Origin of the sequence: Citrobacter sp. RHBSTW-00017 (genome assembly GCF_013797615.1) — a bacterium.
GTDB classification, from domain to species: domain Bacteria; phylum Pseudomonadota; class Gammaproteobacteria; order Enterobacterales; family Enterobacteriaceae; genus Citrobacter; species Citrobacter braakii.
Genome location: NZ_CP056899.1, coordinates 192,575 through 216,339 on the forward strand (window position 1 = coordinate 192,575; position 23,765 = coordinate 216,339).

The following is a 23,765-nucleotide window of genomic DNA, read 5'->3' on the forward strand; positions in this document are numbered from 1 at the left end:
AATTTCCCTGCTGAAAATGTCCTTCTGCACTTTTTTTAATCTTTGTTTGCGAATTCTCACCGTTGGTGTAAATCACGGTTACCTGTATTGACGTTTTCACATTCTGTTGACAGATTGTAGGGCATGAGGGGCATTTCATGGAGAATCCGCACTGCAACTCAGTCGCTTATGTGAACGGAATCCCTATCCTCTTAACGCCGACCCGGCCGGGTAAAAAACAAAAAAGGCCAGGCGGTGCAAACCCACTGCAAAGGGTAAAACAACAAACATCACATTTGGAGCAGAAGAATGAGTATTTCCTTGAAGAAGTCAGGGATGCTGAAGCTTGGTCTGAGCCTGGTGGCTATGACCTGCGCCGCAAGCGTACAGGCTAAAACTCTGGTTTATTGTTCAGAAGGATCTCCTGAAGGCTTTAACCCACAGCTTTTCACCTCTGGCGCGACCTATGATGCCAGCTCCGTACCGATCTATAACCGCCTGGTCGAGTTCAAAACCGGTACAACTGAAGTGATCCCGGGCCTTGCTGAGAAGTGGGAAATCAGCGAAGACGGTAAAACCTATACCTTCCACCTGCGCCAGGGCGTGAAGTGGCAGGACAACAAAGATTTCAAACCGACGCGCGATTTAAACGCCGATGACGTGGTGTTCTCTTTCGATCGTCAGAAAAATGCCCAGAACCCGTACCACAAAGTCTCTGGCGGTAGCTATGAATACTTCGAAGGGATGGGTCTGCCAGATCTGATCTCCGAAGTGAAAAAAGTGGACGATAAAACCGTTCAGTTCGTGCTGACTCGCCCGGAAGCGCCTTTCCTGGCTGACCTGGCGATGGACTTCGCTTCTATTCTTTCCAAAGAATATGCAGACAACATGCTGAAAGCCGGCTCCCCGGAGAAAGTGGATCTGAACCCAATTGGGACCGGTCCGTTCCAGCTGCAGCAGTACCAGAAAGACTCCCGTATTCTGTATAAAGCATTCGAAGGTTACTGGGGCACCAAGCCACAGATTGACCGTCTGGTCTTCTCCATTACGCCTGACGCTTCCGTGCGTTACGCCAAACTGCAGAAGAACGAGTGCCAGGTGATGCCGTACCCGAATCCGGCAGATATCGCGCGTATGAAGCAGGATAAAAACATTAACCTGATGGAGCAGGCCGGTCTGAACGTTGGCTACCTCTCTTTCAACACCGAGAAGAAACCGTTTGATGACGTGAAAGTCCGTCAGGCGCTGACCTACGCGGTGAACAAAGAAGCCATCATTAAAGCGGTATATCAGGGCGCTGGCGTTGCCGCGAAAAACCTGATCCCACCGACCATGTGGGGCTATAACGACGACGTTAAAGACTACACCTACGATCCTGAAAAGGCTAAAGCGCTGCTGAAGGAAGCGGGTCAGGATAAAGGCTTCACCGTTGAGCTGTGGGCCATGCCGGTACAGCGTCCTTACAACCCGAACGCCCGCCGTATGGCGGAAATGGTTCAGGCTGACTGGGCGAAAATTGGCGTTCAGGCCAAGATTGTGACCTACGAGTGGGGCGAATATCTGAAACGCGCCAAAGCGGGTGAGCATCAGGCGGTGATGATGGGTTGGACCGGTGACAACGGGGATCCGGACAACTTCTTCGCCACCCTGTTCAGCTGTGCGGCAGCGAAAGACGGTTCCAACTACTCTCGCTGGTGCTACAAGCCGTTTGAAGATCTGATCCAGCCGGCGCGTGCGACCGACGATCACAACAAACGTATTGAACTGTACAAGCAAGCTCAGGTTGTTATGCACGATCAGGCCCCGGCTCTGATTGTTGCTCACTCCACCGTGTATGAACCAGTGCGTAAAGAAGTGAAAGGCTATGTGGTTGATCCATTAGGCAAACATCACTTCGAAAACGTCTCTGTCGAATAATTAAAAGCAAGCCAGGCAGCGCTACGGACCGTTAAGTCGGGTCACCGTAGCTCCACCTGACAGTAATGCTTTATCTCCCTCTCGCTGGAGGGGGAGATAAGATTTGTGAGCAATACAGATTCACGGTTCCAGGCCGTGCGTCATTAGAGAGAATCCGGGTTATGTTGCAGTTCATTCTCCGACGTTTGGGACTCGTCATCCCCACGTTTATCGGTATCACTCTTCTCACCTTTGCTTTCGTTCATATGATCCCCGGCGATCCGGTAATGATCATGGCGGGTGAGCGTGGAATTTCCCCTGAGCGTCATGCTCAACTGTTGGCTGAACTCGGTCTGGATAAACCGATGTGGCAGCAGTACCTCCATTACATCTGGGGGGTTATGCATGGTGATTTAGGTATCTCGCTGAAAAGCCGATTACCGGTGTGGGAAGAGTTCGTTCCTCGCTTTAAAGCAACGCTGGAACTTGGCGTCTGCGCGATGATTTTCGCCGTTGCGGTGGGTATTCCGGTGGGTGTACTTGCTGCCGTTAAGCGCGGCTCCATTTTCGATCACACTGCCGTTGGCCTGGCGCTGACGGGTTACTCCATGCCGATTTTCTGGTGGGGCATGATGCTGATCATGCTGGTTTCCGTGCAGTGGAACCTGACGCCGGTTTCCGGTCGGGTGAGCGACATGGTGTTCCTTGATGATTCCAATCCCCTGACCGGTTTTATGCTGATTGACACCGCCATTTGGGGTGAAGAGGGCAACTTTATCGATGCGCTGGCGCATATGATCCTGCCGGCAATGGTGCTTGGCACCATCCCTCTGGCGGTAATTGTGCGTATGACTCGTTCATCGATGCTGGAAGTACTGGGTGAAGATTACATTCGTACCGCACGCGCCAAAGGCCTGACCCGTATGCGCGTCATCATCATTCACGCTCTGCGTAACGCGATGCTGCCCGTTGTGACCGTTATCGGCCTGCAGGTCGGTACGTTATTGGCTGGGGCGATCCTGACCGAGACTATTTTCTCGTGGCCGGGACTGGGACGCTGGTTGATCGATGCGCTACAACGCCGTGATTATCCAGTGGTACAGGGCGGGGTGCTGCTGGTCGCGACGATGATTATCCTCGTCAACCTGCTGGTAGACCTGCTGTACGGCGTGGTGAACCCGCGTATTCGGCATAGGAAGTAAGGGGCCATCATGTCACAGGTTACTGAAAATAAAGTTATTGCTGCACCGGTGCCCATGACCCCGTTGCAGGAGTTCTGGCACTATTTTAAACGCAACAAAGGTGCGGTTGTTGGGCTGGTGTACGTTGTCGTGATGATCCTGATTGCGGTCTTTGCCAACGTCCTCGCGCCGTACAACCCGGCAGAGCAGTTCCGCGATACGCTGCTGGCTCCTCCTGCGTGGCAGGAAGGCGGTACCATGGCGCATCTGTTTGGTACTGATGATGTGGGCCGCGATGTGCTGTCCCGCCTGATGTACGGTGCGCGTTTGTCTCTGTTGGTCGGCTGTCTGGTGGTGGTGCTCTCCCTGCTGATGGGCGTGATTCTCGGGCTGATTGCCGGTTACTTTGGTGGGATTGTCGATAACGTCATCATGCGTGTGGTCGATATCATGCTGGCACTGCCGAGCCTGTTACTGGCGCTGGTGCTGGTGGCGGTATTTGGGCCCTCGATTGGCAATGCCGCGCTGGCGCTGACGTTCGTGGCATTGCCGCACTATGTGCGTCTGACGCGCGCCGCCGTCCTGGTGGAGGTTAACCGCGACTACGTTACCGCATCCCGCGTGGCCGGAGCCGGTGCGATGCGCCAGATGTTCGTCAATATTCTTCCTAACTGTCTTGCGCCGCTGATTGTTCAGGCGTCGCTTGGCTTCTCTAACGCCATTCTCGATATGGCTGCCCTCGGCTTCCTGGGGATGGGCGCACAGCCGCCTACGCCGGAATGGGGCACCATGCTCTCTGACGTGTTGCAATTTGCCCAAAGTGCCTGGTGGGTCGTGACCTTCCCGGGGCTGGCAATCCTGCTGACGGTGCTGGCATTTAACCTGATGGGTGACGGTCTGCGTGACGCGCTCGATCCCAAACTGAAGCAGTAAGAGGTTCGAGATGGCGTTATTAAATGTAGATAAATTATCGGTGCACTTCGGCGATGTGGGGTCCGAATTCCGTGCCGTAGACCGCATTAGTTACAGCGTGAACCAGGGTGAAGTGGTTGGCATTGTAGGGGAGTCCGGCTCTGGTAAGTCCGTCAGCTCGCTGGCGATTATGGGACTGATTGACTACCCAGGCCGCGTTATGGCCGAAAATCTGGAGTTTAATGGTCGTGACCTGAAGCGCATCTCTGAGAAAGAGCGTCGCCAGTTAGTGGGCGCGGAAGTGGCGATGATCTTCCAGGACCCGATGACCAGCCTTAACCCGTGCTACACCGTCGGCTACCAGATTATGGAAGCCATTAAGGTGCACCAGGGCGGCAACAAAAAAACGCGTATTCAGCGGGCGATTGACCTGCTGACGCTGGTGGGGATCCCCGATCCGGCCTCGCGTCTGGATGTCTATCCGCACCAGTTGTCTGGTGGGATGAGCCAGCGCGTGATGATCGCGATGGCGATTGCCTGTCGTCCAAAGCTGTTGATTGCCGACGAACCGACAACGGCGCTGGATGTGACCATTCAGGCGCAGATCATCGAGCTACTGCTGGAATTGCAGCAAAAAGAGAACATGGCGCTGGTCTTAATCACGCACGACCTGGCGCTGGTGGCCGAAGCGGCGCACAAGATCATTGTGATGTACGCCGGGCAGGTAGTGGAAACCGGGGCCGCGCAGGATATTTTCCGCGCGCCGCGTCATCCGTATACCCAGGCGTTGCTGCGCGCGTTGCCGGAGTTCGCTCAGGATAAAGCGCGTCTGGCTTCGTTGCCGGGCGTGGTGCCAGGTAAATATGACCGCCCGACCGGCTGTTTACTGAACCCGCGCTGCCCCTATGCGACCGACAAATGCCGCGCTGAAGAACCTGAACTGAACCTGCTGGAAGGCGGTCGTCAGTCGAAATGCCACTACCCACTTGATGATGCCGGGAGGCCTGGGCTATGAGTATGCAAAAGGCCGCTTTGCCACAGCCGCTGTTGCAGGCAATTGACCTGAAAAAACACTACCCGGTGAAGAAGGGGATGTTCGCCCCGGAACGCCTGGTGAAAGCGCTGGACGGCGTCTCCTTTACCCTGGAACGCGGCAAAACGCTGGCGGTGGTAGGCGAGTCGGGCTGTGGGAAATCCACCCTTGGTCGTCTGCTGACGATGATTGAAGTCCCGACCGGCGGCGAGCTGTATTACCAGGGGCAGGATCTGCTTAAGCACGACCCGCAGGCGCAGAAGCTGCGCCGGCAGAAAATCCAGATTGTGTTCCAGAATCCTTACGGTTCCCTGAACCCGCGCAAGAAAGTAGGGCAGATTCTGGAAGAACCGCTGCTGATCAACTCCACGCTAAGCAAAGAGGAGCGTCGTGAAAAAGCGCTGGCGATGATGGCGAAAGTGGGGCTGAAAACCGAACACTACGACCGCTATCCGCACATGTTCTCCGGCGGTCAGCGTCAGCGTATTGCCATCGCTCGCGGGCTGATGCTTGATCCAGACGTGGTGATCGCCGACGAACCGGTCTCGGCGCTGGACGTTTCTGTTCGTGCGCAGGTGCTGAACCTGATGATGGACTTGCAGCAGGAACTGGGACTGTCATACGTCTTTATCTCGCATGACCTGTCGGTGGTAGAGCACATTGCCGATGAGGTGATGGTGATGTATTTAGGCCGCTGCGTGGAAAAAGGAACGAAGGATCAGATATTCAATAATCCGCGTCATCCGTATACGCAGGCGCTGCTCTCCGCGACGCCACGCCTGAACCCGGACGATCGCCGCGAGCGTATCAAGCTGACCGGTGAGCTGCCAAGCCCGCTGAATCCACCGCCGGGCTGTGCGTTCAATGCCCGCTGCCGTCGGCGTTTTGGTCCGTGTACCCAGCTTCAGCCGCAGCTGAAGGATTACGGTGGACAACTCGTGGCCTGTTTCGCTGTTGACCAGGATGAAAATCCACAGCAATAAACGTGGGTTATGACCTGATAACCGGAGCCTTGTGCTCCGGTTTTTTTATATTTTGTTTTTACGTCCACAATGTGAGTCCTCTGGCAGAACATTATTCCACAGCGTCTAAAATGTAGTCAGATTTCCTCTCGTCACAGAAATATCTATTTCGCAGTTGCTAACTGTCAGGAGCAAATGTGGTCACGATACGCTGGGATATTAAAACAATTGATCGTCTGTCGATGGTTGAGGATGTCCTGAAGGAATTTTCCTGCTGCGATATCAATATCATCTCCATGAAAGTCACACCTGGACGGATCCTGATTAAATCCTGGTGCCGCCAGTTACAGGATATTTCCTGCGTGCAATCCTGTTTAGGCCGGCGCGCCGATATTATTAACGTCGCTTACCTGTGTGAAGAGATAAGCGAACTGTCAACGCCTGAGCCGGAACGCCCGCGCTATTTCTCTGACATTATTTGTAGCAGCCAGAGCATGCACTCGCTTATCGAAAAGGCGATAAAAATTGCCGACAGCAAATATACCGTTTTGATCCGCGGCGATACGGGTACTGGCAAAGAACTTCTGGCCCGAGCTATTCATAATTCCGGGCAGCGACGTTTTTATCCGTTTATTCCGATCAACTGCTCTGCGCTACCTGAGTCGTTGATGGAGAGTGAATTCTTTGGCTATGAGAAAGGGGCTTTTAGCGGTGCAGATTGTAAAGGCAAAAAAGGGCTGTTTGAAATGGCCGATAAAGGCACCCTTTTTCTCGATGAATTTGGTGAAATGTCGCTGAGCTTACAGGCTAAATTACTGCGCGTACTTCAGGATGGCGGGATCCGTCGCGTTGGCGGGGCGCAAATTATTCCGGTCAATGTGCGCATTATTGTGGCAACCAACGCCAATCTGGAAGAGATGGTGGAACAACGTCTGCTGCGTGCCGATCTCTATTACCGCATCAATGTACTTTCACTGACCATTCCGCCACTGCGGGAGCGCCCGCAGGATATCAGCCTATTGATTCGCCACTTTGTGCAGAAATACGCGAAGGAATTCCAGCGACGGATCATTCTGGATAAAGCCTGCTTTGATGCCCTGCATCATCACACCTGGCCGGGAAACGTTCGCGAACTGGAAAATACCATCATTCGCCTGATGCTGATGGCGGAATCCGACGTCATTACGCGGGAAGAATTAGGGATGGTGAATTTGCCTGCTGTTGAGCTGACGCCGACAGAACGTCCTTTTAAAGAACAGGTTTTGTGTGCTGAACGCCAGCTTATTGAACAGATGGTGGAAGAGAATGTGTCGTCGCGGCATATCGCTAAAGCGCTGGGGGTGTCACATACCACGGTACTGAATAAAATTCGCAGCTATCAACTGGAGAGTGTGAGTTAAGCGCCGTCAGTGACTGACGGCGCTGTAAACGGATTAGTCAATCAGCTTCAATAATGGCGACAGGCACAGCAGGATCCCGTACAACAGGATTAGCCAGGTTTTCAGCCCGCGTAGTTTTTCCAGTTGCGTTACTTTATAGATCAGGAAAAACGGAATAATACAGGACACAATCCCGTAAAGTGGGCTACCCAACTGGAAGAACACCAGTACCGATACACGAAATGACACCCAGATCACCAGGGTGATAACAATAAAGGTGCAAATACCCAGCGTAAGCACCAGGGGATTAATTTTTTCCACATCAATAATACGGCTCAGAACATTAAGAATAATACCCTTAATCGCCTCGTGGAACCCCAGATAAATACCAAAGAATGCGGTTAATACGGCGAAGATATTTAGCACCGTTGAGGTGATATGAATAATTTGCCCAGGAATGACTTGCGCTGCCAGCGCCAGTGCGGAAATATTTTGTTCGAAGGCCGAAACGGCCTCTTCATGACTAATAGAAAAGGTAAAAGAGAATGAGAAAAACAGAATGACCGCAATCAGCGTAATGTAACTGATGCGATGTGTGCGTATTGCCATGCGGGTGGCCAGAACCCGGTCCGCTACCCGCTTGCGGTAGGCGATGTTCATTGGGTTCAACACCTGAATAAACACCGCCGAGAAGAAGCAGAACGGGATGGTCAGCAGCACGTCGCGAAAGAAGACCGATGCTTCAGGGAATGCGCTGATATTAGCGAAGTTCCAGTGCGGAACCATCGCAAAACCAAACACGATGATGATCCCCACTTTGACTACCACCATCGGGCCGGAGATTTTAAACAGCAGCTTTTCTCCCCCGGAAGCAATGGCCACCAGCACGGCAAAAATGGCCACTTTATAGATTATCGATTGTGAAAGATCGGCATCGGTTAAGCCGAAGGTTTTGATATATGAGGCACTGTCAAAAACCACGGATAAGGAATAGATAAATATGCCGTGAATAATCATCAAAAAATAGATGACGCCAAGAAATACACCCCAGTTTTTTCCCAGGTAATGACTGATAATATCGGTATAGTCATTACAAGTTTCACTTTCTGATAATGTTTTTAAATAAATATCCTGCACAATATAGGTTGCTGGATAGGCAATAATAAAGGCGACGATAAATACCCAAATGCCTGTTAAGCCTATTTGTACCGGCATCAGTACCGTTCCGGCACCAATTGCCATACCGATACACAGTAATACCCAGCCAAAGTCATATTTCGTAAACGGTATTTTCTTTGAGAATGGTACGGTGGTTGCTGTATTCTTGCTTAGTTGTAATGTGTCGTCCTGCATAGAACCCCCTGCCCAAAATACGCGCTCTCCCCGAAACAGGATTGCGCGTATTACCAGACTGTTGTGCCTTGATTCTCAACAACCTGAACCGATCGGCGTCGGTTCAGGTCATAATGGTCAGAATGTTGCCTTTCTGATGGCGTGTTCAAGGTCGTTAATAATATCTTCTGGATCTTCAAGACCCACAGAAAGACGGATAAGCCCGTCGGTAATACCTGCTTTAAGCCGTTCCTCTGGCGCAACGGGCGAATGTGTCATAGACGCTGGGTGCTGAATGAGGGTTTCGGTATCACCGAGACTGACCGCGAGGAGGCACAATTCTACAGAATTGATCATCCGTCTGCCAGCCTCGAGGCCGCCAGCGATTTCGAAGCTGATAATTCCTCCTGGCAGGCTCATCTGTCGCTGGCCCAGCTCATACTGCGGGTGTGAAGACAAGCCAGGATAATAAACGCGGGTAATGGATGGATGCCCCTCGAGGAAGCGGGCGATTTTCAATGCGTTTTCACAGTGGCGTTCCATACGTATACCCAGTGTTTTAACGCCGCGTAGCGTCAACCACGCGTTGAAAGGACTCATGCAGCCGCCGGTGATATCTTTCAGACCAACAAACCGCGCCTGGTCAATAAACTCCTGCTTACCAACAATGATCCCGCCAATCACGTCTCCGTGACCGTTGATATATTTAGTGACGCTGTGCACCACAATATCCGCGCCTAGCTGTAAAGGCTGCTGGCAGTACGGTGACATAAAGGTGTTATCCACCACCAGCAATGCGCCTTGTTGATGGGCGATACCGGCTACCGTTTCAATGTCGACCAGCGACAGCGTCGGGTTAGCGGGTGTTTCGATATACACTACTTTGGTTTCCGGGCGCATGGCGGCGCGGATTTCTTCAGGCTTTGCCGCATCGACGAAGCTGACGTTAATCCCAAACTTCGGCATGCTGTGCGACAAAAACGCGTGGGTGCAGCCGTAAATCGCGCTGGCGGAAACGATATGGTCGCCCTGCTGGCACAACGTCAGCAGCGTGGTGGTGATGGCAGAAATACCGGATGCGGTTGCCAGCCCGGCTTCACCTCTTTCCAGTACCGCCAGCTTTTTCTCCAGCGCATCGGTGGTGGGGTTACCCAAACGGGTGTAAATGTACCCGGACTCCTCGAGCGCAAAGCGGGCGGCACCTTGTTCGGCGCTGTCAAAAACAAACGTTGAAGTCTGGAAAATAGGCGTACTGAGCGCGCCAGTAGAAGGGTCGGGTTGTTGCCCCGCGTGAACGATCTGGGTGTTGAATCCGTAAGTACGACAGTCAGACATGATATCTCCTTTGATTCGGAACAGAACAGCTCACAGTCAAATAGCAATCGCTGTGCCAGAAAATGAAGGTATAGATATCAATGAGATATGTCTTTTTCTGTATTGAAGAGTGGCAGGAATGTTGCCAACTGGCAAGAATCTTTCCAGCGCAATGGTGAGAAAACAGGTGAAGTGCGAGGCGCTACGCAGAGCCGTATATTGCGCAGTGATATGGCAAGTAGGCTACCGTAGAATCAGCGGCAAGCCGGGAATTCCCGGTGAGGCGCAATGTTGCGGGGGCTTGATCCCCGGCGGCATCGGTTGCTGGAAAGAGAAAACCCCCGCACGTTGTTCGGTATAAACCTGGCAACAAAACGGGGGCTAACTTGAACCTGAACAACTCAAGAATAGCCGTGAACAGTTGCCATTGCAACACAGGCGGCTATATGACGCTCGCACAGTTAGGCGTGGCCTTCTGGCACGATTTAGCGGCTCCGATCATCGCTGGCATTATTGCCAGCCTGATTGTGAGCTGGCTGCGTAACAGGAAGTAATGCACCTTGCGGGCGTCTGTCTGCCGTGATGGCAACATGCGCCCGAACCAGGCCGCAGGGGGTAACCTTGCGGCCTTTTTCGGCTTAAATGCAGATAAATCTCGTCGCCAGGTGCCTATCCTGTCGGGATAATGCATGCTGGGAAGTTTTCAGATACCGCCTCTCTTAATACCGCTACGATCGGGTATACTCTGACGGCAGTTTCGTCTATCCGTGGAGAGTCAGTTTGCGTGTCAGTCGCTCGTTAACAATTAAGCAGATGGCAATGGTTGCGGCCGTTGTCATGGTGTTTGTGTTTATTTTTTGCACCGTTTTGTTGTTCCATCTGGTCCAGCAGAATCGCTACAACACGGCTACGCAACTGGAAAGTATCGCTCGCTCCGTCCGTGAGCCTCTGTCGGGCACGATCCTGAAAGGGGATATTCCCGAAGCAGAAGCTATTTTAAGAAGTATTCGACCAGCAGGCGTGGTCAGCCGCGCCGATGTGGTGCTTCCCAATCAGTTTCAGGCGCTGCGGATGAGCTTTATTCCTGAACGCCCGGTTCCGGTTACGGTGACTCGCCTGTTTGAACTTCCGGTACAAATTTCGCTGCCGGTCTATTCTCTTGAGCGTTCAGCGAATCCGCAACCGCTGGCGTATCTGGTGCTACAGGCGGATTCGTACCGTATGTACAAGTTCGTGATGAGTACGCTCTCAACGTTAGTGACCATTTACTTACTTCTCTCGTTAATACTCACGGTAGCCATCTCATGGTGTATTAACAGATTGATTTTGCATCCATTACGTAAAATAGCGCGTGAGCTGAACGACATTCCCCAGCAGGATCTGATTGGCTATCAGCTGGCATTGCCGCGTCTGCATCAGGACGACGAGATTGGCCTGCTGGTGCGTAGCTACAACCTCAATCAGCAACTGATTCAGCGCCGCAGTGAAGAGCAAAGCGACCATTCAATGCGGTTCCCGGTTTCTGAGCTGCCCAACAAGTCGTTTCTGATGGCGCTGCTGGAGCAGGTTGTGAACCGCCAGCAGATAACGGCGTTGATGATTGTCACCTGCGAAACCCTGCGTGATACCGCGGGTGTGTTATCCGAGACCCAGCGGGAAATCCTGCTGCTTACGCTGGTTGAAAAGCTGAAGTCAGTATTGGCCCCCAGAATGGTGCTTACCCAGGTGAGCGGCTATGACTTTGCCATCATCGCACATGGTGTAAAAGAACCCTGGCACGCTATTACGCTAGGTCAGCAAGTACTCACTATCGTTAACGAGCGATTACCGATTCAGGGCATTCAACTCCGTCCAACCTGTAACATTGGGGTGGCGATGTTTAATGGCGATTTGACCGCAGAACAGCTTTACCACCGCGCACTCTCAGCTGTGTTAACGTCGCGTCACAAGGGTAAAAACCGGATTCAGTTCTTTGACCCGTTGCAGATGGAAGAGGCGCAACAGCGTTTGACGGAAGAGAACGATATTCTTACCGCGCTGGATAACCATCAGTTTGCGCTCTGGATGCAGCCGCAGGTGGAGATGTCCAGCGGTAAGGTATTGAGCGCAGAAGCATTATTGCGAATGCAGCAGCCAGACGGAAGCTGGGAGCTGCCAGAAGGGTTAATCGACAGGATTGAGTCCTGTGGCCTGATGGTGACGGTCGGTTACTGGGTGCTGGAGGAGACATGTCGCCAGCTGTCAGCCTGGCAGGAACGCGGCCTGATGCTGCCGCTCTCGGTGAACCTGTCTGCGCTGCAGCTGATGCACCCGAGTATGGTGTCGGATCTGCTGGAGTTGCTAAACCGCTATCGCATCAAGCCTGGGACGTTGATTCTGGAAGTGACCGAAAGCCGGCACATTGATGATCCTAATGCCGCTGTGGCTATTTTACGCCCGCTGCGCAACGCGGGCGTGCGTATCGCGCTGGACGATTTTGGTATGGGGTATGCGGGCCTGCGGCAGCTGCAGCACATGAAGTCGCTCCCGGTGGATGTACTCAAAATCGATAAGATGTTTGTCGATGGCGTCCCTGAAGATTGCAGCATGATCTCCGCCATCATTCAGTTGGCGCATAGCCTCAATTTGCAGATGATCGCTGAGGGCGTCGAAACCGAAGCGCAACGCGAATGGTTATCACAAGCGGGGGTAGAAGTGGCACAAGGGTTCCTGTTTGCCCGGCCGGTTCCGGCGAATATCTTCGAAGAACGTTATCTGACGCCGAAAAATGCTGATTACAAAAGTTAAAAAAGGTCTCGCTTGTGCGAGCCAGCTCAAAATTTTTAACATTTCTGTATCAATTATGATCCAGGCGCATTTCTGTCATGTTGTGTGGGTGTTACTTTAAGGCCGCAGGTTAAACAAAACCTTACAAGACCTGTGGTTTTTACTTTAAGGACACCCTATGAAAACCTCTATATTCAAAAGCCTTTACTTTCAGGTCCTGACAGCAATTGCCATAGGTATCCTCCTTGGCCATTACTACCCTGAATTAGGCGCCCAAATGAAGCCACTTGGTGATGCTTTCGTGAAGCTCATCAAAATGGTCATCGCACCTGTCATCTTCTGTACTGTCGTCACCGGCATTGCAGGCATGGAAAGTATGAAAGCCGTAGGCCGCACCGGTGCGGTTGCACTGCTTTATTTTGAAATTGTCAGTACGATTGCGCTGATCATCGGCCTTATCATCGTCAACGTGGTGCAACCCGGTGCCGGTATGAACGTCGATCCGGCGACGCTGGATGCCAAAGCGGTTGCGATTTACGCCGAACAGGCAAAAGACCAGGGGATCGTAGGCTTCCTGATGGATATTATCCCGGGTAGCGTCATTGGCGCGTTCGCCAGTGGCAACATCCTGCAGGTATTGCTGTTTGCGGTTATGTTTGGTTTTGCGCTGCATCGTTTAGGTAGCAAAGGCCAGATGATTTTCAACGTGATTGAAAGCTTCTCGCAGGTTATTTTTGGCATCATCAACATGATCATGCGCCTGGCGCCTATCGGTGCTTTCGGTGCCATGGCCTTTACCATCGGTAAATATGGCGTCGGGACGCTGGTGCAGTTGGGTCAGTTGATCATCTGTTTCTACATCACCTGTATTCTGTTTGTGGTTGTGGTGTTGGGCTCGATTGCGCGCGCAACCGGCTTCAGCATTTTCAAATTCATCCGCTATATCCGTGAAGAACTGCTGATCGTTCTGGGCACCTCTTCTTCCGAGTCCGCGCTGCCGCGTATGCTCGATAAGATGGAAAAACTGGGCTGTCGCAAGTCGGTTGTCGGGTTGGTTATACCCACGGGCTACTCGTTTAACCTTGATGGGACATCAATCTATCTGACGATGGCGGCGGTATTTATCGCTCAGGCCACCAACAGCCATATGGATATCTTCCATCAGATAACCCTGCTGGTGGTGCTCCTGCTCTCTTCAAAAGGTGCTGCGGGTGTGACCGGGAGTGGCTTCATTGTTCTGGCCGCGACTATCTCCGCTGTGGGCCATTTACCGGTTGCTGGTCTGGCGCTGATTCTCGGTATTGACCGCTTTATGTCTGAAGCCCGTGCGCTGACTAACCTGGTCGGTAACGGTGTGGCAACTGTTGTAGTAGCGAAATGGGTGAAAGAACTGGACCATAAAAAGCTGGATGATGTGCTGAATAATCGTGCGCCGGATGGCAAAACGCACGAAATATCCTCTTAATCTCTCCACTTATGCCCGTAGTCCCTTCCAGGACTGCGGGCGTTTGCGCATAATTAACCCCTGTGCCTGAAACCGCCGATTCGGCGGCGTCGGGATTTTTTCACTTCCTCCGTGACATTTTTATGTTCTTGCGGTCTAACACGAAGTGTTTTTAACGTCATATTCAGAGAGTCCTCTCGCGGGCTGTCTTTTTATTTCCAGGATAGTTGATCAGGGGTTCACATGCAGGGCACAAAAATTCGACTTTTAGCGGGCGGCTTGCTGATGATGGCCACTGCCGGCTATGTGCAGGCAGATGCGCTCCAGCCTGACCCGGCGTGGCAACAGGGCACGCTGGCAAATGGTTTACAGTGGCAAGTCTTAGCCACTCCCCAGCGCCCCAGCGACCGTATTGAGGTTCGCCTGCTGGTCAATACCGGTTCACTCACCGAAAGTACACAACAGAGTGGTTTCAGCCATGCGATCCCGCGTATCGCGCTGACGCAAAGCGGTGGCCTCGATGCTACGCAAGCCCGTTCTCTGTGGCAGCAGGGGTTCGATCCCAGTCGTCCCATGCCGCCCGTTATCGTTTCCTATGATTCCACGCTGTATAACCTCAGTCTGCCTAACAGCCGCAACGATCTGCTGAAAGAGTCACTTTCTTATCTGGCGAATATTTCCGGTAATCTGAGCATCACCCCTGAATCGGTCAATCATGCGCTGAGTAGCGAAGATATGGTTGCAACCTGGCCGTCAGATACCAAAGAGGGATGGTGGCGCTATCGTCTGAAGGGATCGACGCTGCTGGGTCACGATCCTGCCGATCCGCTGAAAACGCCTGTTGATGCGACGAAAATCCAGTCCTTCTACCAGAAATGGTATACCCCGGATGCGATGACGCTGATTATCGTCGGTAACGTAGATGCGCGCAGCGTGGCTGATCAAATCAATAAAACCTTCGGCGAATTAAAAGGTAAACGCGAAACGCCTGCGCCGGTACCCACGCTCTCTCCGCTGCGTGCAGAGGCCGTAAGCATAATGACCGATGCGGTACGTCAGGATCGCCTGTCTATTATGTGGGATACGCCGTGGCAGCCGATCCGTGAATCTGCCGCGCTGTTACGTTACTGGCGCGCTGATTTAGCCCGTGAAGCGTTGTTCTGGCACATTCAGCAGGAGCTCACCAAAAACAATGCCAAAGACATTGGCCTTGGCTTTGACTGTCGGGTGTTGTTCCTGCGCGCGCAATGTGCCATTAACGTTGAATCACCGAACGGTAAGCTGAACGCGAACCTCAGCACGGTTGCGCGTGAGCTGGCCAAAGTGCGCGATAAGGGGCTGCCGGAAGAAGAGTTTAATGCGCTGGTGGCGCAAAAGAATCTGGAACTGCAGAAGCTGTTTGCCACCTATGGTCGCACCGATACCGATATTTTGATCAGCCAGCGTTTGCGCTCGCTGCAAAACCAGGTCGTAGATATTGCGCCTGAACAGTATCAGCGTTTACGTCAGAGCTTCTTGAACAACCTGAGTGTTGAGATGCTGAATCAGGACCTGCGTCAGCAACTGTCGCAAGATATGGCGTTAATTCTGTTGCAGCCGAAGGGTGAACCTGAATTCAATATGAAGGATCTGCAGGCGACGTGGGATAGCATTATGGTGCCGGTTACCGCCGCGGCAACGTCGGTAGAAACGGATGAATCACATTCTGAAGTGACGGACATCCCGCCGGTGCAATAAGGGAATCGTGACCTGCAGGCCGGACGCAACGTTAACGTCTAATCCGGCCTGCTAGAACGCCAGATTATTGCGGCATGGCGTCGCGAGGAATAATCGCCCCACGATGCTGAATAACGGTGCTTGCCGTCAGGTGGCCGCGTTTTGCGGCATCAGCGGCATCGCCACCGGTCAGACGTACCGCCAGATACCCGGCGCTGAAGGAGTCTCCCGCAGCGGTCGTATCGATAACCTTCTCTTTCGGTAGTTTTACGGCCGGAACGTCGATGAGTTCTTCGCCTGCGATGGAAACCAGGCAAGAGTCAGCACCGCGTTTCACAACCACTTCCTGTACGCCAGCCGCGTGAGTACGGGCAATCACCTCGGCAACCGGTTTTTCACCCCACAGCGCGTCTTCATCATCCAGCGTCAGAAACGCGATATCGGTGCATTCCAGCATTTGCTGATACACCTGCTGGGTCTCTTCTTTACTGCTCCACAGACGTGGGCGGTAGTTATTGTCAAAAATGACCTTTCCACCGTTGGCGCGGCATTCTTGCAGCAGCGACAGCAGCTTGTCACGACTTGCCGGGCTTAAAATAGCCAGGCTGATTCCGCTCAGATACAGATAGTCAAATGTCGCCAGTTCTTCGCAAATAGCGGCGGACTGTTCGCTCTCAAGCCAGAATTTTGCGGCGGCTTCATTACGCCAGTAATAGAAGGTGCGCTCGCCGGTGCTATCGGTTTCAATGTAATAGAGGCCCGGCAGGCGGTTTTCCATGCGTTGGGTTAATGAGGTATCCACATTTTCGCTCTGCCAGGATTCCAGCATTTGTTGGCTAAAACTGTCGGTACCCAGCGCAGTCACATAGTGTACGGAAAGTGCCGCAGCATCGACCTGACGGGCGATATAAACGGATGTATTCAACGTGTCTCCACCGAATCCGCGCTGAACGTCAGCGCCTTTCTGTGACAGCTCAATCATGCATTCGCCAATCACGGCAATCTTTCTGGACATAGTCGTAACCTGCTCTGAAAAAAATTAGCGTTAGTGTGCGCTGTGGGTGTTAAGTGGTCAACTATATTAAAACATCGTTCCATTATTTTTTTGAGCCAGCACGTGTTCTGCGTCGTTTTTTGCCGCTTAGTTTCTATTTTGCGTAGGGCTGAACGTAAAGTTCTTCGCCTGAGCGCCGATAACCTTTGACGAGTCCGGTCAGTCACACTCTTATTTACAGGACATCTCAGATGATAAAGCAGGTTACCCAGCAGCTAATTACGCTCGATGCGAGTATTGAAAACTTGCAGGAGAGACGCTATTGGCTGCAGTGCGAGCGTGCTTACACCTACCAGCCGATTTATCAGACCAACGGACGGCTGATGGCCGTTGAGCTGCTGACCGTCGTGAGCCATCCTGAAAACCCCTCCCAACGTATCGCGCCGGACCGCTATTTCGCCGAAGTGGCCGTACGACATCGTGTAGATGTGGTGAAAGAGCAGCTTGTACAGCTTGAACAAAAAGGGGCGTTTTTCAAAGCCAACGATCTGCTGGCATCCGTGAATGTCGATGGGCCAACGCTGATTGCAATGCGCCAGGATCCTGAAATCCTGAAAATCATCGAATGTCTGCCGTGGCTGCGCTTTGAACTGGTGGAGCATATCCGCTTGCCGAAAGGTTCGTCGTTCGCCTCAATGTGCGAGTTTGGCCCGCTCTGGCTGGATGATTTTGGTACCGGAATGGCAAACTTCTCGGCTCTGAGCGAAGTGAGTTACGACTATATCAAAGTGGCGCGGGATCTGTTTGTCATGCTGCGCCAGACGCCGGAGGGCCGCAATCTCTTTACGCTGCTGTTACAGCTGATGAACCGCTATTGCCGCGGTGTGATTGTCGAAGGCGTTGAAACGCTGGAAGAGTGGCGTGATGTGCAAAACTCACCGGCTTTCGCTGCGCAAGGCTATTTTCTCTCTCGTCCAGTGCCTCTGGATACCCTTGAAGACGTAATTCTGTCGCTTTGATAAGGATGTAGAGCGCCTCCTTTCCTCTGCTGGACTATCTTTAGGACAGGCAAGGAAGAAAGTAAGGAGGTTAAACATGACGAGAACAGGCAAAATAACCACTTCAGTAATAGGGGTTTTCTTGTTGTTGATCGTCGTACTCATCATCGTGATTGCGACATTTGACTGGAACCGGCTCAAACCGACCATCAACCAGAAAGTCTCTACAGAACTCAACCGTCCCTTCGCCATACGGGGTGACCTGGGCGTGGTTTGGGAACGCCAAAAACAGGAAACCGGCTGGCGTAGCTGGGTTCCGTGGCCGCATGTTCATGCTGAGGATATCATCCTCGGCAACCCGCCGGACATTCCTGACGTCACCATGGTGCATCTCCCGCGCGTTGAAGCAACGCTCGCCCCACTGGCATTGCTGACAAAAACCGTCTGGCTCCCGTGGATCAAGCTGGTAAAACCCGATGCACGGCTTATCCGCCTGTCGGAGGAAAACAATAACTGGACCTTTAACCTGGCAGGGGATGAAAACCGCGATCCCAATGCGCCGCCATCAGCCTGGTCTTTCCGGCTGGATAACATTCTGTTCGACCAAGGGCGCATCGCCATTAACGATAAGGTGACGAAGTCAAAGATTGAAATCCTGGTCGATCCGCTGGGTAAGCCGTTGCCCTTTAGCGAAGTGACTGGCGCAAAAAGTAAAGAGAGCAACGCCTACATTGAGGACTACGTGTTTGGCCTGAAAGCGCAAGGCCGATATAACGGGGAACCGCTAAGCGGTAGCGGGAAAATAGGCGGAATGCTGGCGCTGCGGGGTGAAGGAACTCCTTTCCCGATTCAGGCTGATTTCCGTTCGGGTAATACGCGTGTGGCGTTTATGGGTACGATAAACGATCCGATGAATATGGGCGGGGCGGATCTGCGGCTTAAATTCTCGGGAGATTCGCTAGGGGATTTGTACGATTTGACCGGCGTGCTGCTCCCGGATACGCCGCCGTTTGAAACCGACGGACATCTGGTCGCGAAAATTGACCCGGAAAAATCCTCTGTTTTTGATTACCGCGATTTTAATGGCCGAATTGGCGACAGCGATATTCACGGAACGCTGGCCTATACCACCGGTAAGCCGCGCCCAATGCTGAAAGGGGATGTTGAGTCACGCCAACTGAGGCTGGCTGATTTGGGGCCGCTGATCGGTGTGGATTCAGGCAAAGGGGCGGAGCGGGCTAAACAATCTGAACAGCGCAAAGGTGAGAAGAGCGTCCAGCCCGCGGACAAGGTCTTGCCGTATGACCGTTTTGAAACCGACAAATGGAACGTGATGGACGCTGACGTACGTTTCAAAGGACGGCGTATTGAGCACGGCAGTAGCCTGCCGATCAGCGATCTCTCCACCCATATCATCCTGAAAAATGCCGATCTGCGCCTGCAGCCGCTGAAATTTGGCCTCGCGGGAGGCAGCATTGTCTCCAGCATCCATCTGGAAGGGGATAAAAAGCCGATGCGGGGGCAGGCGGACATCCAGGCTCGCCGCCTGAAGCTAAAAGCGCTGATGCCGGATGTGGAGCTGATGCAGAAAACGCTCGGTGAAATGAACGGTGACGCCAGGTTTAGCGGGAGCGGAAACTCGGTAGCGGCGCTGCTTGGTAACAGCAATGGCAACCTGAAGCTGCTGATGAACGACGGTTTGATCAGCCGGAATCTGATGGAAATTGTTGGCTTGAATCTGGGCAACTATCTTGTTGGACAGATATTTGGTGATGACGAGGTGCGGGTGAACTGCGCGGCGGCGAATCTGGATATTGTTAACGGCGTAGCCCGCCCGCAGATTTTTGCCTTCGACACGGAAAACGCGGTCATTAATGTCACTGGTACGGCGAGTTTTGCGTCGGAGCAACTGGATTTAACCATCGATCCGGAGAGCAAAGGCATTCGTATTATTACTCTGCGTTCGCCGCTGTATGTTCGCGGCACCTTTAAGAATCCGCAGGCCGGTGTGAAGGCCGGGCCGCTGATTGCGCGCGGTGCGGTTGCTGCCGCGCTGGCAACGTTAGTGACGCCCGCGGCGGCCTTGCTGGCGCTGATTTCACCTTCTGAAGGAGACGCTAATCAATGCCGGACCATTTTGTCGCAAATGAAGAAGTGATTTTTGCCGTTGTCGGATGGCGCTAACGCTTCGCTTCTGCGGCCTACATTTCATGCTCAACGTAGGCCGCAGACGGTGCTTACAACCAAAGAATCACAATGATTGATGGCGGGTTTCGTGGGTTAACAGCAGCGCAATCAGCGTTAACGCCGCCATTGATGCCAGATACGTACCTACCGCCGCCAGGCCGTAATTCGCCTGCAGCCATGCGGCAATGTAAGGGGCAACGGAAGCACCAAGAATCGATGAAACGTTGTACGAGAACGACGCCCCCGTGTAGCGCACTTCGGTCGGGAACAGCTCCGGCAGTAGCGCGCCCATCGGACCAAATGTCAAACCCATCAGGCTCAAACCAAGCAACAGGAAGGCGAACACCAGCACCGGATTGCCAGAGCCGAGCAGCGGTTTAAAGGCAAACAGCGCAAACAGAATAATAAGCGTGGTGATGATGAGCATGCTCTTGCGACGACCAAACGCATCGGCCAGCAGGCCCGCCACCGGCACCATGACGCCAAAGCCAATAACCGCCATCATCAGCATCCACAACACTTCATTACGCGGCAGGCCAAGCCCTACAGGCGCCGCGGCGGTGCTGAACGTCATGGAATAGACGGTCATGATATAGAACAGCGTATAGGTCGCCAGCATAATGAACGTGCCGAGGATCGTCACGCGGACATGTTTTGTCAGCAGGGTACCCAGCGGGATTTTCACCTGTTTTTTCGCCGCAGCCACTTTGGCAAAGACCGGGGATTCATGCAGCGAAACGCGAACGTACAGACCGATAATCACCAGCACCGCAGAGAAGATGAACGGTACGCGCCAGCCCCAGCTCATAAACTGCTCGTCGGTCAGCAGCCAGGAGAGCAGCAGGAAAGTGCCGTTGGCGAAGAAGAAGCCGATAGGTGCGCCCAACTGCGGGAATGATCCGTACAGCGCGCGTTTACGCGGCGGTGCGTTTTCCGTCGCCAGTAACGCCGCGCCGCCCCATTCACCGCCCAGTCCTAAACCCTGACCAAAACGCGCCAGCGCCAGCAGCAGCGGGGCGAAAATACCGATAGTTTCATAGCCCGGCAGCAGGCCAATGACAACCGTCGAGATCCCCATAGTGAGCAGTGAGGCAACCAGCGTGACTTTACGCCCTACGCGATCGCCAAAATGCCCGAACACAGCAGAACCGATAGGCCGTGCCACAAAGGCGATAGCAAAGGTGGCAAGGGACTGCAGCGTTGCCGCGGTCGGATCCCCCTGCGGGAAGAAGATATGGGGGAACACGATCACCGCGGCGGTGGCGTAGATATAGAAGTCGAAGAACTCAATGGCAGTGCCAATGAGTGAGGCGACGACGACTTTATTGCGCGAGTTGACCGGGGTGTGTTCCTGTTCGTTGTCGAGCGTTGTGGCTGTTGCTTGCATAATATTTTCTTATTTTTGGTCGAACGAAAGGCCATATTACGCACAGCAAAAGAGACATTTCAATCTGTAACAAACCTTGCGATCGGTCAAAAACAGAGCAAAAAGGGGATAATTTTTAGGCTGGAGATTTCACTTCCATGAAATGCTTCACATAATTTAAAACTTGGATGATAAAACTGGTTTTTGGTTAAACAAAAGTTACGGGCTGGATTTTAATTCTGATAATGCGCAGAATTTCGACGTAAGCATTAGGTTGGCCGGATAAGCGCAGCGTTATCCGGCAGTAAACAAAGATTAGCGGTGGGTTTTCCCCGGCATACGCGGGTCGTCTTTGTACTCCGCTGTGGCAATCCAGGCAGCGCAAAACAGAGTCAGACGGGCGAAGAAGTAGAAGAACGCCATCAAGCCAAGTACGGAACCAAACGCCGCGCCTGACGGCGATTGCACCAGTGATGGCAGCGTGTACGTCATGATCATTTTGATGACTTCAAACCCCAGTGCTGCGATAAACGTGCCGCGAATGAGCGCTTTTTTGCGCGGTCGGTGACGCGGTAGCCGCCAGAAAATCCAGAAGAACAGCAAGTAGTTGGCGAAAATAGAGATGGTCAGGCCGATCAGCCGCCAGGCGGGCTTCAGCCATTCGATGCCGTCGAGATACAGCGCAGAGATAATCATCTGCTGGGCGGAACCGGCGATGGAGGTAATGGACAGCGTAACAATCAGCGCAATCAGTAAGCCAATCAATGAGACAAAATCACGCAGATATTTGACCCAAATTTTTTCCTGATCCTGTGGGGTCCGCTCCCAGACATCCCGCGACTGGGCACGAATAGCTTCGCGCAGGTTTCCCATCCAGTTAATTCCGGAATAGAGCGCGATGGCAAGACCCACCAGACCGACGGTGGTTCGTTGCTGAACGGCGGTATTGATGGTGTTTTTCAGCGTGGAGGCGAGTGTCGGATCGCTGACGTTGAGCAGGATTTTGCTGAAGATATCCTGCAACAGCGTAGGGTGCGAAGCGAGAATAAAACCCGCGGCGGCAAACGACACCATCAGGATAGGGATCATCGACAGAAACGAGAAGTAGGTAATGGCGGCGCCAAACTGATTTCCCATACGATCGTTAAATCTCTCCGCGGCGCGAATCAGATGGGCAATCATGGGCTGGCGTTGAATTTTATCGGCGAAGGTCAGGGCGGTTTTCAGCGCCTGGTTGGTCTTACCGTTGGTTTCTGTATTTTTACGCTCCAGGGGCTCAATTTTTGGGATTGGTGCGTGCTCAAGTTCCTGAATGGGGCGTTTAATCTCTTTTTCCTGCGTCATCAGGGCAGTAATCCTTGTTCTGTTCATTCTCAGGACAGTATAGCTTGTCAGTCCACATAGTCTTTCATCACGCCGGTCAGCCATTCCATAAACAGATGTACGCGGCGGGAGAGGTTACGGCGATGCGGATAGAGCAATGAAACCGGTAATGGTTCGGCGCGATATTGCGGCAATACTTCAATCAGCGTACCGGCGCGCAGGGCATCACGCACGCCCACGCGCGGTACCTGAATAATGCCCAGACCGGCAAGACATGCCGCATGATACGTTTCGGTACTGTTCACCGTCAGCATGCCGCCGGTTTTAACCCATTTAGCACCGTTGTCTGTCGCCACTTCAAAGCCTTGCGCACGTGTTCCCAAATTGACTGAGTAGTGCACCACCGCATGCGAGGCTAAATCCTCCAGGCTTTCCGGATAACCAAATCGGGCGAGGTATTGCGGGCTGGCGCAGTTAATCTGTGTGAGTTTTCCCAGCGGGCGCGCAATCAGCCCTGAATCTTTCAGCGTTCCCACGCGTACCACACAGTCGAAGCCTTCGCGGATCAAGTCCACCAGGCGGTCGCTGCTGCTAAGTTCGAGCTCAAGCCCTGGATACTGATGCAAGAAGGCCGGTAAGCGGGGCATTACCAGATTTCTCGCCACACCAACCGGCATATCGACGCGCAGCTTGCCGCTGATGCTGGCCGGGTCGTGATGGAATAGCCCATCCAGTTCATCGAGATTGCTCAACAAATCTTTCGCTCGTTCGTAATAGATCATGCCGTCTTGCGTGAGCTGAACGCGGCGGGTTGTGCGGTGCAACAACTGTGTGCCCAGGTGATTTTCCAGGGCCTGGATTTGACGCGATACGCTACCTTTAGGAAGTCCGAGGGTGTCTGCCGCGCGCGAAAAGCTCTCCAGTTCTGCGACGCGGATGAACAACTGCATTGCGTGAATTTTATCCATTCTCATGCCCTATTG

At 53.0% G+C, this 23,765-nt stretch carries 19 protein-coding genes; 13 read left to right on the plus strand and 6 right to left on the minus strand.

Going from position 1 to position 23,765, the window contains the following annotated elements; all coding sequences use genetic code 11:
* Window positions 1-137 precede the first annotated feature (137 nt).
* The 7 genes from HV037_RS00910 to HV037_RS00940 all read left to right on the plus strand — a co-directional run bounded on the left by HV037_RS00910 (window position 138) and on the right by HV037_RS00940 (window position 7,363).
* On the plus strand, window positions 138-374 hold the full coding sequence (locus HV037_RS00910) for a hypothetical protein (protein WP_137398959.1): 237 nt from the start codon (window positions 138-140) through the stop codon (window positions 372-374).
* The gene (dppA, locus tag HV037_RS00915; protein WP_181500164.1) at window positions 289-1,896 is read left to right on the plus strand and encodes a dipeptide ABC transporter periplasmic-binding protein DppA; all 1,608 of its coding nucleotides are present in this window, start codon (window positions 289-291) and stop codon (window positions 1,894-1,896) included. Before HV037_RS00910 ends, dppA begins: the two co-directional genes overlap by 86 nt.
* A 161-nt stretch (window positions 1,897-2,057) precedes the next feature.
* On the plus strand, window positions 2,058-3,077 hold the full coding sequence (gene dppB / locus HV037_RS00920; protein ID WP_016154903.1) for a dipeptide ABC transporter permease DppB: 1,020 nt from the start codon (window positions 2,058-2,060) through the stop codon (window positions 3,075-3,077).
* 9 nt (window positions 3,078-3,086) lie between these two features.
* Window positions 3,087-3,989 carry a dipeptide ABC transporter permease DppC gene (gene dppC, locus HV037_RS00925; RefSeq protein ID WP_016154902.1) on the plus strand — a complete coding sequence of 301 codons (903 nt, stop codon included), beginning with the start codon at window positions 3,087-3,089 and terminating at the stop codon, window positions 3,987-3,989.
* A 10-nt stretch (window positions 3,990-3,999) separates the two neighbouring features.
* Window positions 4,000-4,983 (plus strand): dipeptide ABC transporter ATP-binding protein, encoded by a 984-nt coding sequence (gene dppD, locus HV037_RS00930; RefSeq protein ID WP_019078085.1) that lies wholly within the window; start codon window positions 4,000-4,002, stop codon window positions 4,981-4,983.
* The gene (dppF, locus tag HV037_RS00935; protein WP_103283337.1) at window positions 4,980-5,984 is read left to right on the plus strand and encodes a dipeptide ABC transporter ATP-binding subunit DppF; all 1,005 of its coding nucleotides are present in this window, start codon (window positions 4,980-4,982) and stop codon (window positions 5,982-5,984) included. Before dppD ends, dppF begins: the two co-directional genes overlap by 4 nt.
* Window positions 5,985-6,160: 176 nt before the next feature.
* Window positions 6,161-7,363 carry a sigma 54-interacting transcriptional regulator gene (locus HV037_RS00940; protein WP_103283338.1) on the plus strand — a complete coding sequence of 401 codons (1,203 nt, stop codon included), beginning with the start codon at window positions 6,161-6,163 and terminating at the stop codon, window positions 7,361-7,363.
* Between the two features lie 33 nt (window positions 7,364-7,396).
* On the opposite strand, the gene HV037_RS00945 is transcribed toward HV037_RS00940, so the two are convergent.
* Window positions 7,397-8,695, minus strand: coding sequence for an amino acid permease (locus HV037_RS00945; RefSeq protein ID WP_181500165.1), 1,299 nt, complete (start codon window positions 8,693-8,695; stop codon window positions 7,397-7,399).
* Between the two features lie 117 nt (window positions 8,696-8,812).
* Complete coding sequence (megL, locus tag HV037_RS00950; RefSeq protein ID WP_003023295.1) at window positions 8,813-10,009, minus strand: methionine gamma-lyase; 1,197 nt, start codon at window positions 10,007-10,009, stop codon at window positions 8,813-8,815.
* Between the two features lie 425 nt (window positions 10,010-10,434).
* Here megL and HV037_RS00955 point away from each other — a divergent pair, with 425 nt between their 5' ends.
* From HV037_RS00955 to HV037_RS00970, 4 genes are all read left to right on the plus strand, one after another.
* Window positions 10,435-10,542: a type I toxin-antitoxin system toxin Ldr family protein gene (locus HV037_RS00955; RefSeq protein WP_016154898.1), complete on the plus strand. Its 108-nt coding sequence runs from the start codon at window positions 10,435-10,437 to the stop codon at window positions 10,540-10,542.
* Between the two features lie 226 nt (window positions 10,543-10,768).
* Complete coding sequence (gene hmsP / locus HV037_RS00960; protein ID WP_103283340.1) at window positions 10,769-12,775, plus strand: biofilm formation regulator HmsP; 2,007 nt, start codon at window positions 10,769-10,771, stop codon at window positions 12,773-12,775.
* A gap of 157 nt (window positions 12,776-12,932) precedes the next feature.
* Complete coding sequence (gene dctA / locus HV037_RS00965) at window positions 12,933-14,219, plus strand: C4-dicarboxylate transporter DctC (RefSeq protein WP_003023301.1); 1,287 nt, start codon at window positions 12,933-12,935, stop codon at window positions 14,217-14,219.
* Window positions 14,220-14,441: 222 nt separating this feature from the next.
* Window positions 14,442-15,935, plus strand: a complete 1,494-nt coding sequence (locus HV037_RS00970) for a pitrilysin family protein (protein ID WP_103283341.1) — start codon at window positions 14,442-14,444, stop codon at window positions 15,933-15,935.
* 64 nt (window positions 15,936-15,999) lie between these two features.
* Here the strand turns inward: HV037_RS00970 and HV037_RS00975 are convergent, their stop codons facing one another.
* Window positions 16,000-16,929, minus strand: coding sequence for a sugar kinase (locus tag HV037_RS00975; RefSeq protein ID WP_016157709.1), 930 nt, complete (start codon window positions 16,927-16,929; stop codon window positions 16,000-16,002).
* A gap of 230 nt (window positions 16,930-17,159) precedes the next feature.
* On the opposite strand from HV037_RS00975, the gene pdeH reads away from it, so the two are divergent.
* Both pdeH and HV037_RS00985 read left to right on the plus strand, forming a co-directional pair.
* Window positions 17,160-17,927, plus strand: coding sequence for a cyclic-guanylate-specific phosphodiesterase (gene pdeH / locus HV037_RS00980; protein ID WP_047415877.1), 768 nt, complete (start codon window positions 17,160-17,162; stop codon window positions 17,925-17,927).
* Between the two features lie 76 nt (window positions 17,928-18,003).
* Window positions 18,004-20,064: an AsmA family protein gene (locus HV037_RS00985; RefSeq protein WP_103283342.1), complete on the plus strand. Its 2,061-nt coding sequence runs from the start codon at window positions 18,004-18,006 to the stop codon at window positions 20,062-20,064.
* Between the two features lie 93 nt (window positions 20,065-20,157).
* Here the strand turns inward: HV037_RS00985 and HV037_RS00990 are convergent, their stop codons facing one another.
* The 3 genes from HV037_RS00990 to HV037_RS01000 form a co-directional block, all read right to left on the minus strand.
* Window positions 20,158-21,480 (minus strand): MFS transporter, encoded by a 1,323-nt coding sequence (locus HV037_RS00990; protein ID WP_003023312.1) that lies wholly within the window; start codon window positions 21,478-21,480, stop codon window positions 20,158-20,160.
* 294 nt (window positions 21,481-21,774) lie between these two features.
* Window positions 21,775-22,803 (minus strand): inner membrane protein YhjD, encoded by a 1,029-nt coding sequence (yhjD, locus tag HV037_RS00995; RefSeq protein ID WP_019078090.1) that lies wholly within the window; start codon window positions 22,801-22,803, stop codon window positions 21,775-21,777.
* Window positions 22,804-22,850: 47 nt separating this feature from the next.
* Entirely contained in the window at window positions 22,851-23,750 is a 900-nt protein-coding gene (locus HV037_RS01000; protein WP_016157706.1) for a LysR family transcriptional regulator, read from the minus strand.
* Window positions 23,751-23,765: the final 15 nt, after the last annotated feature.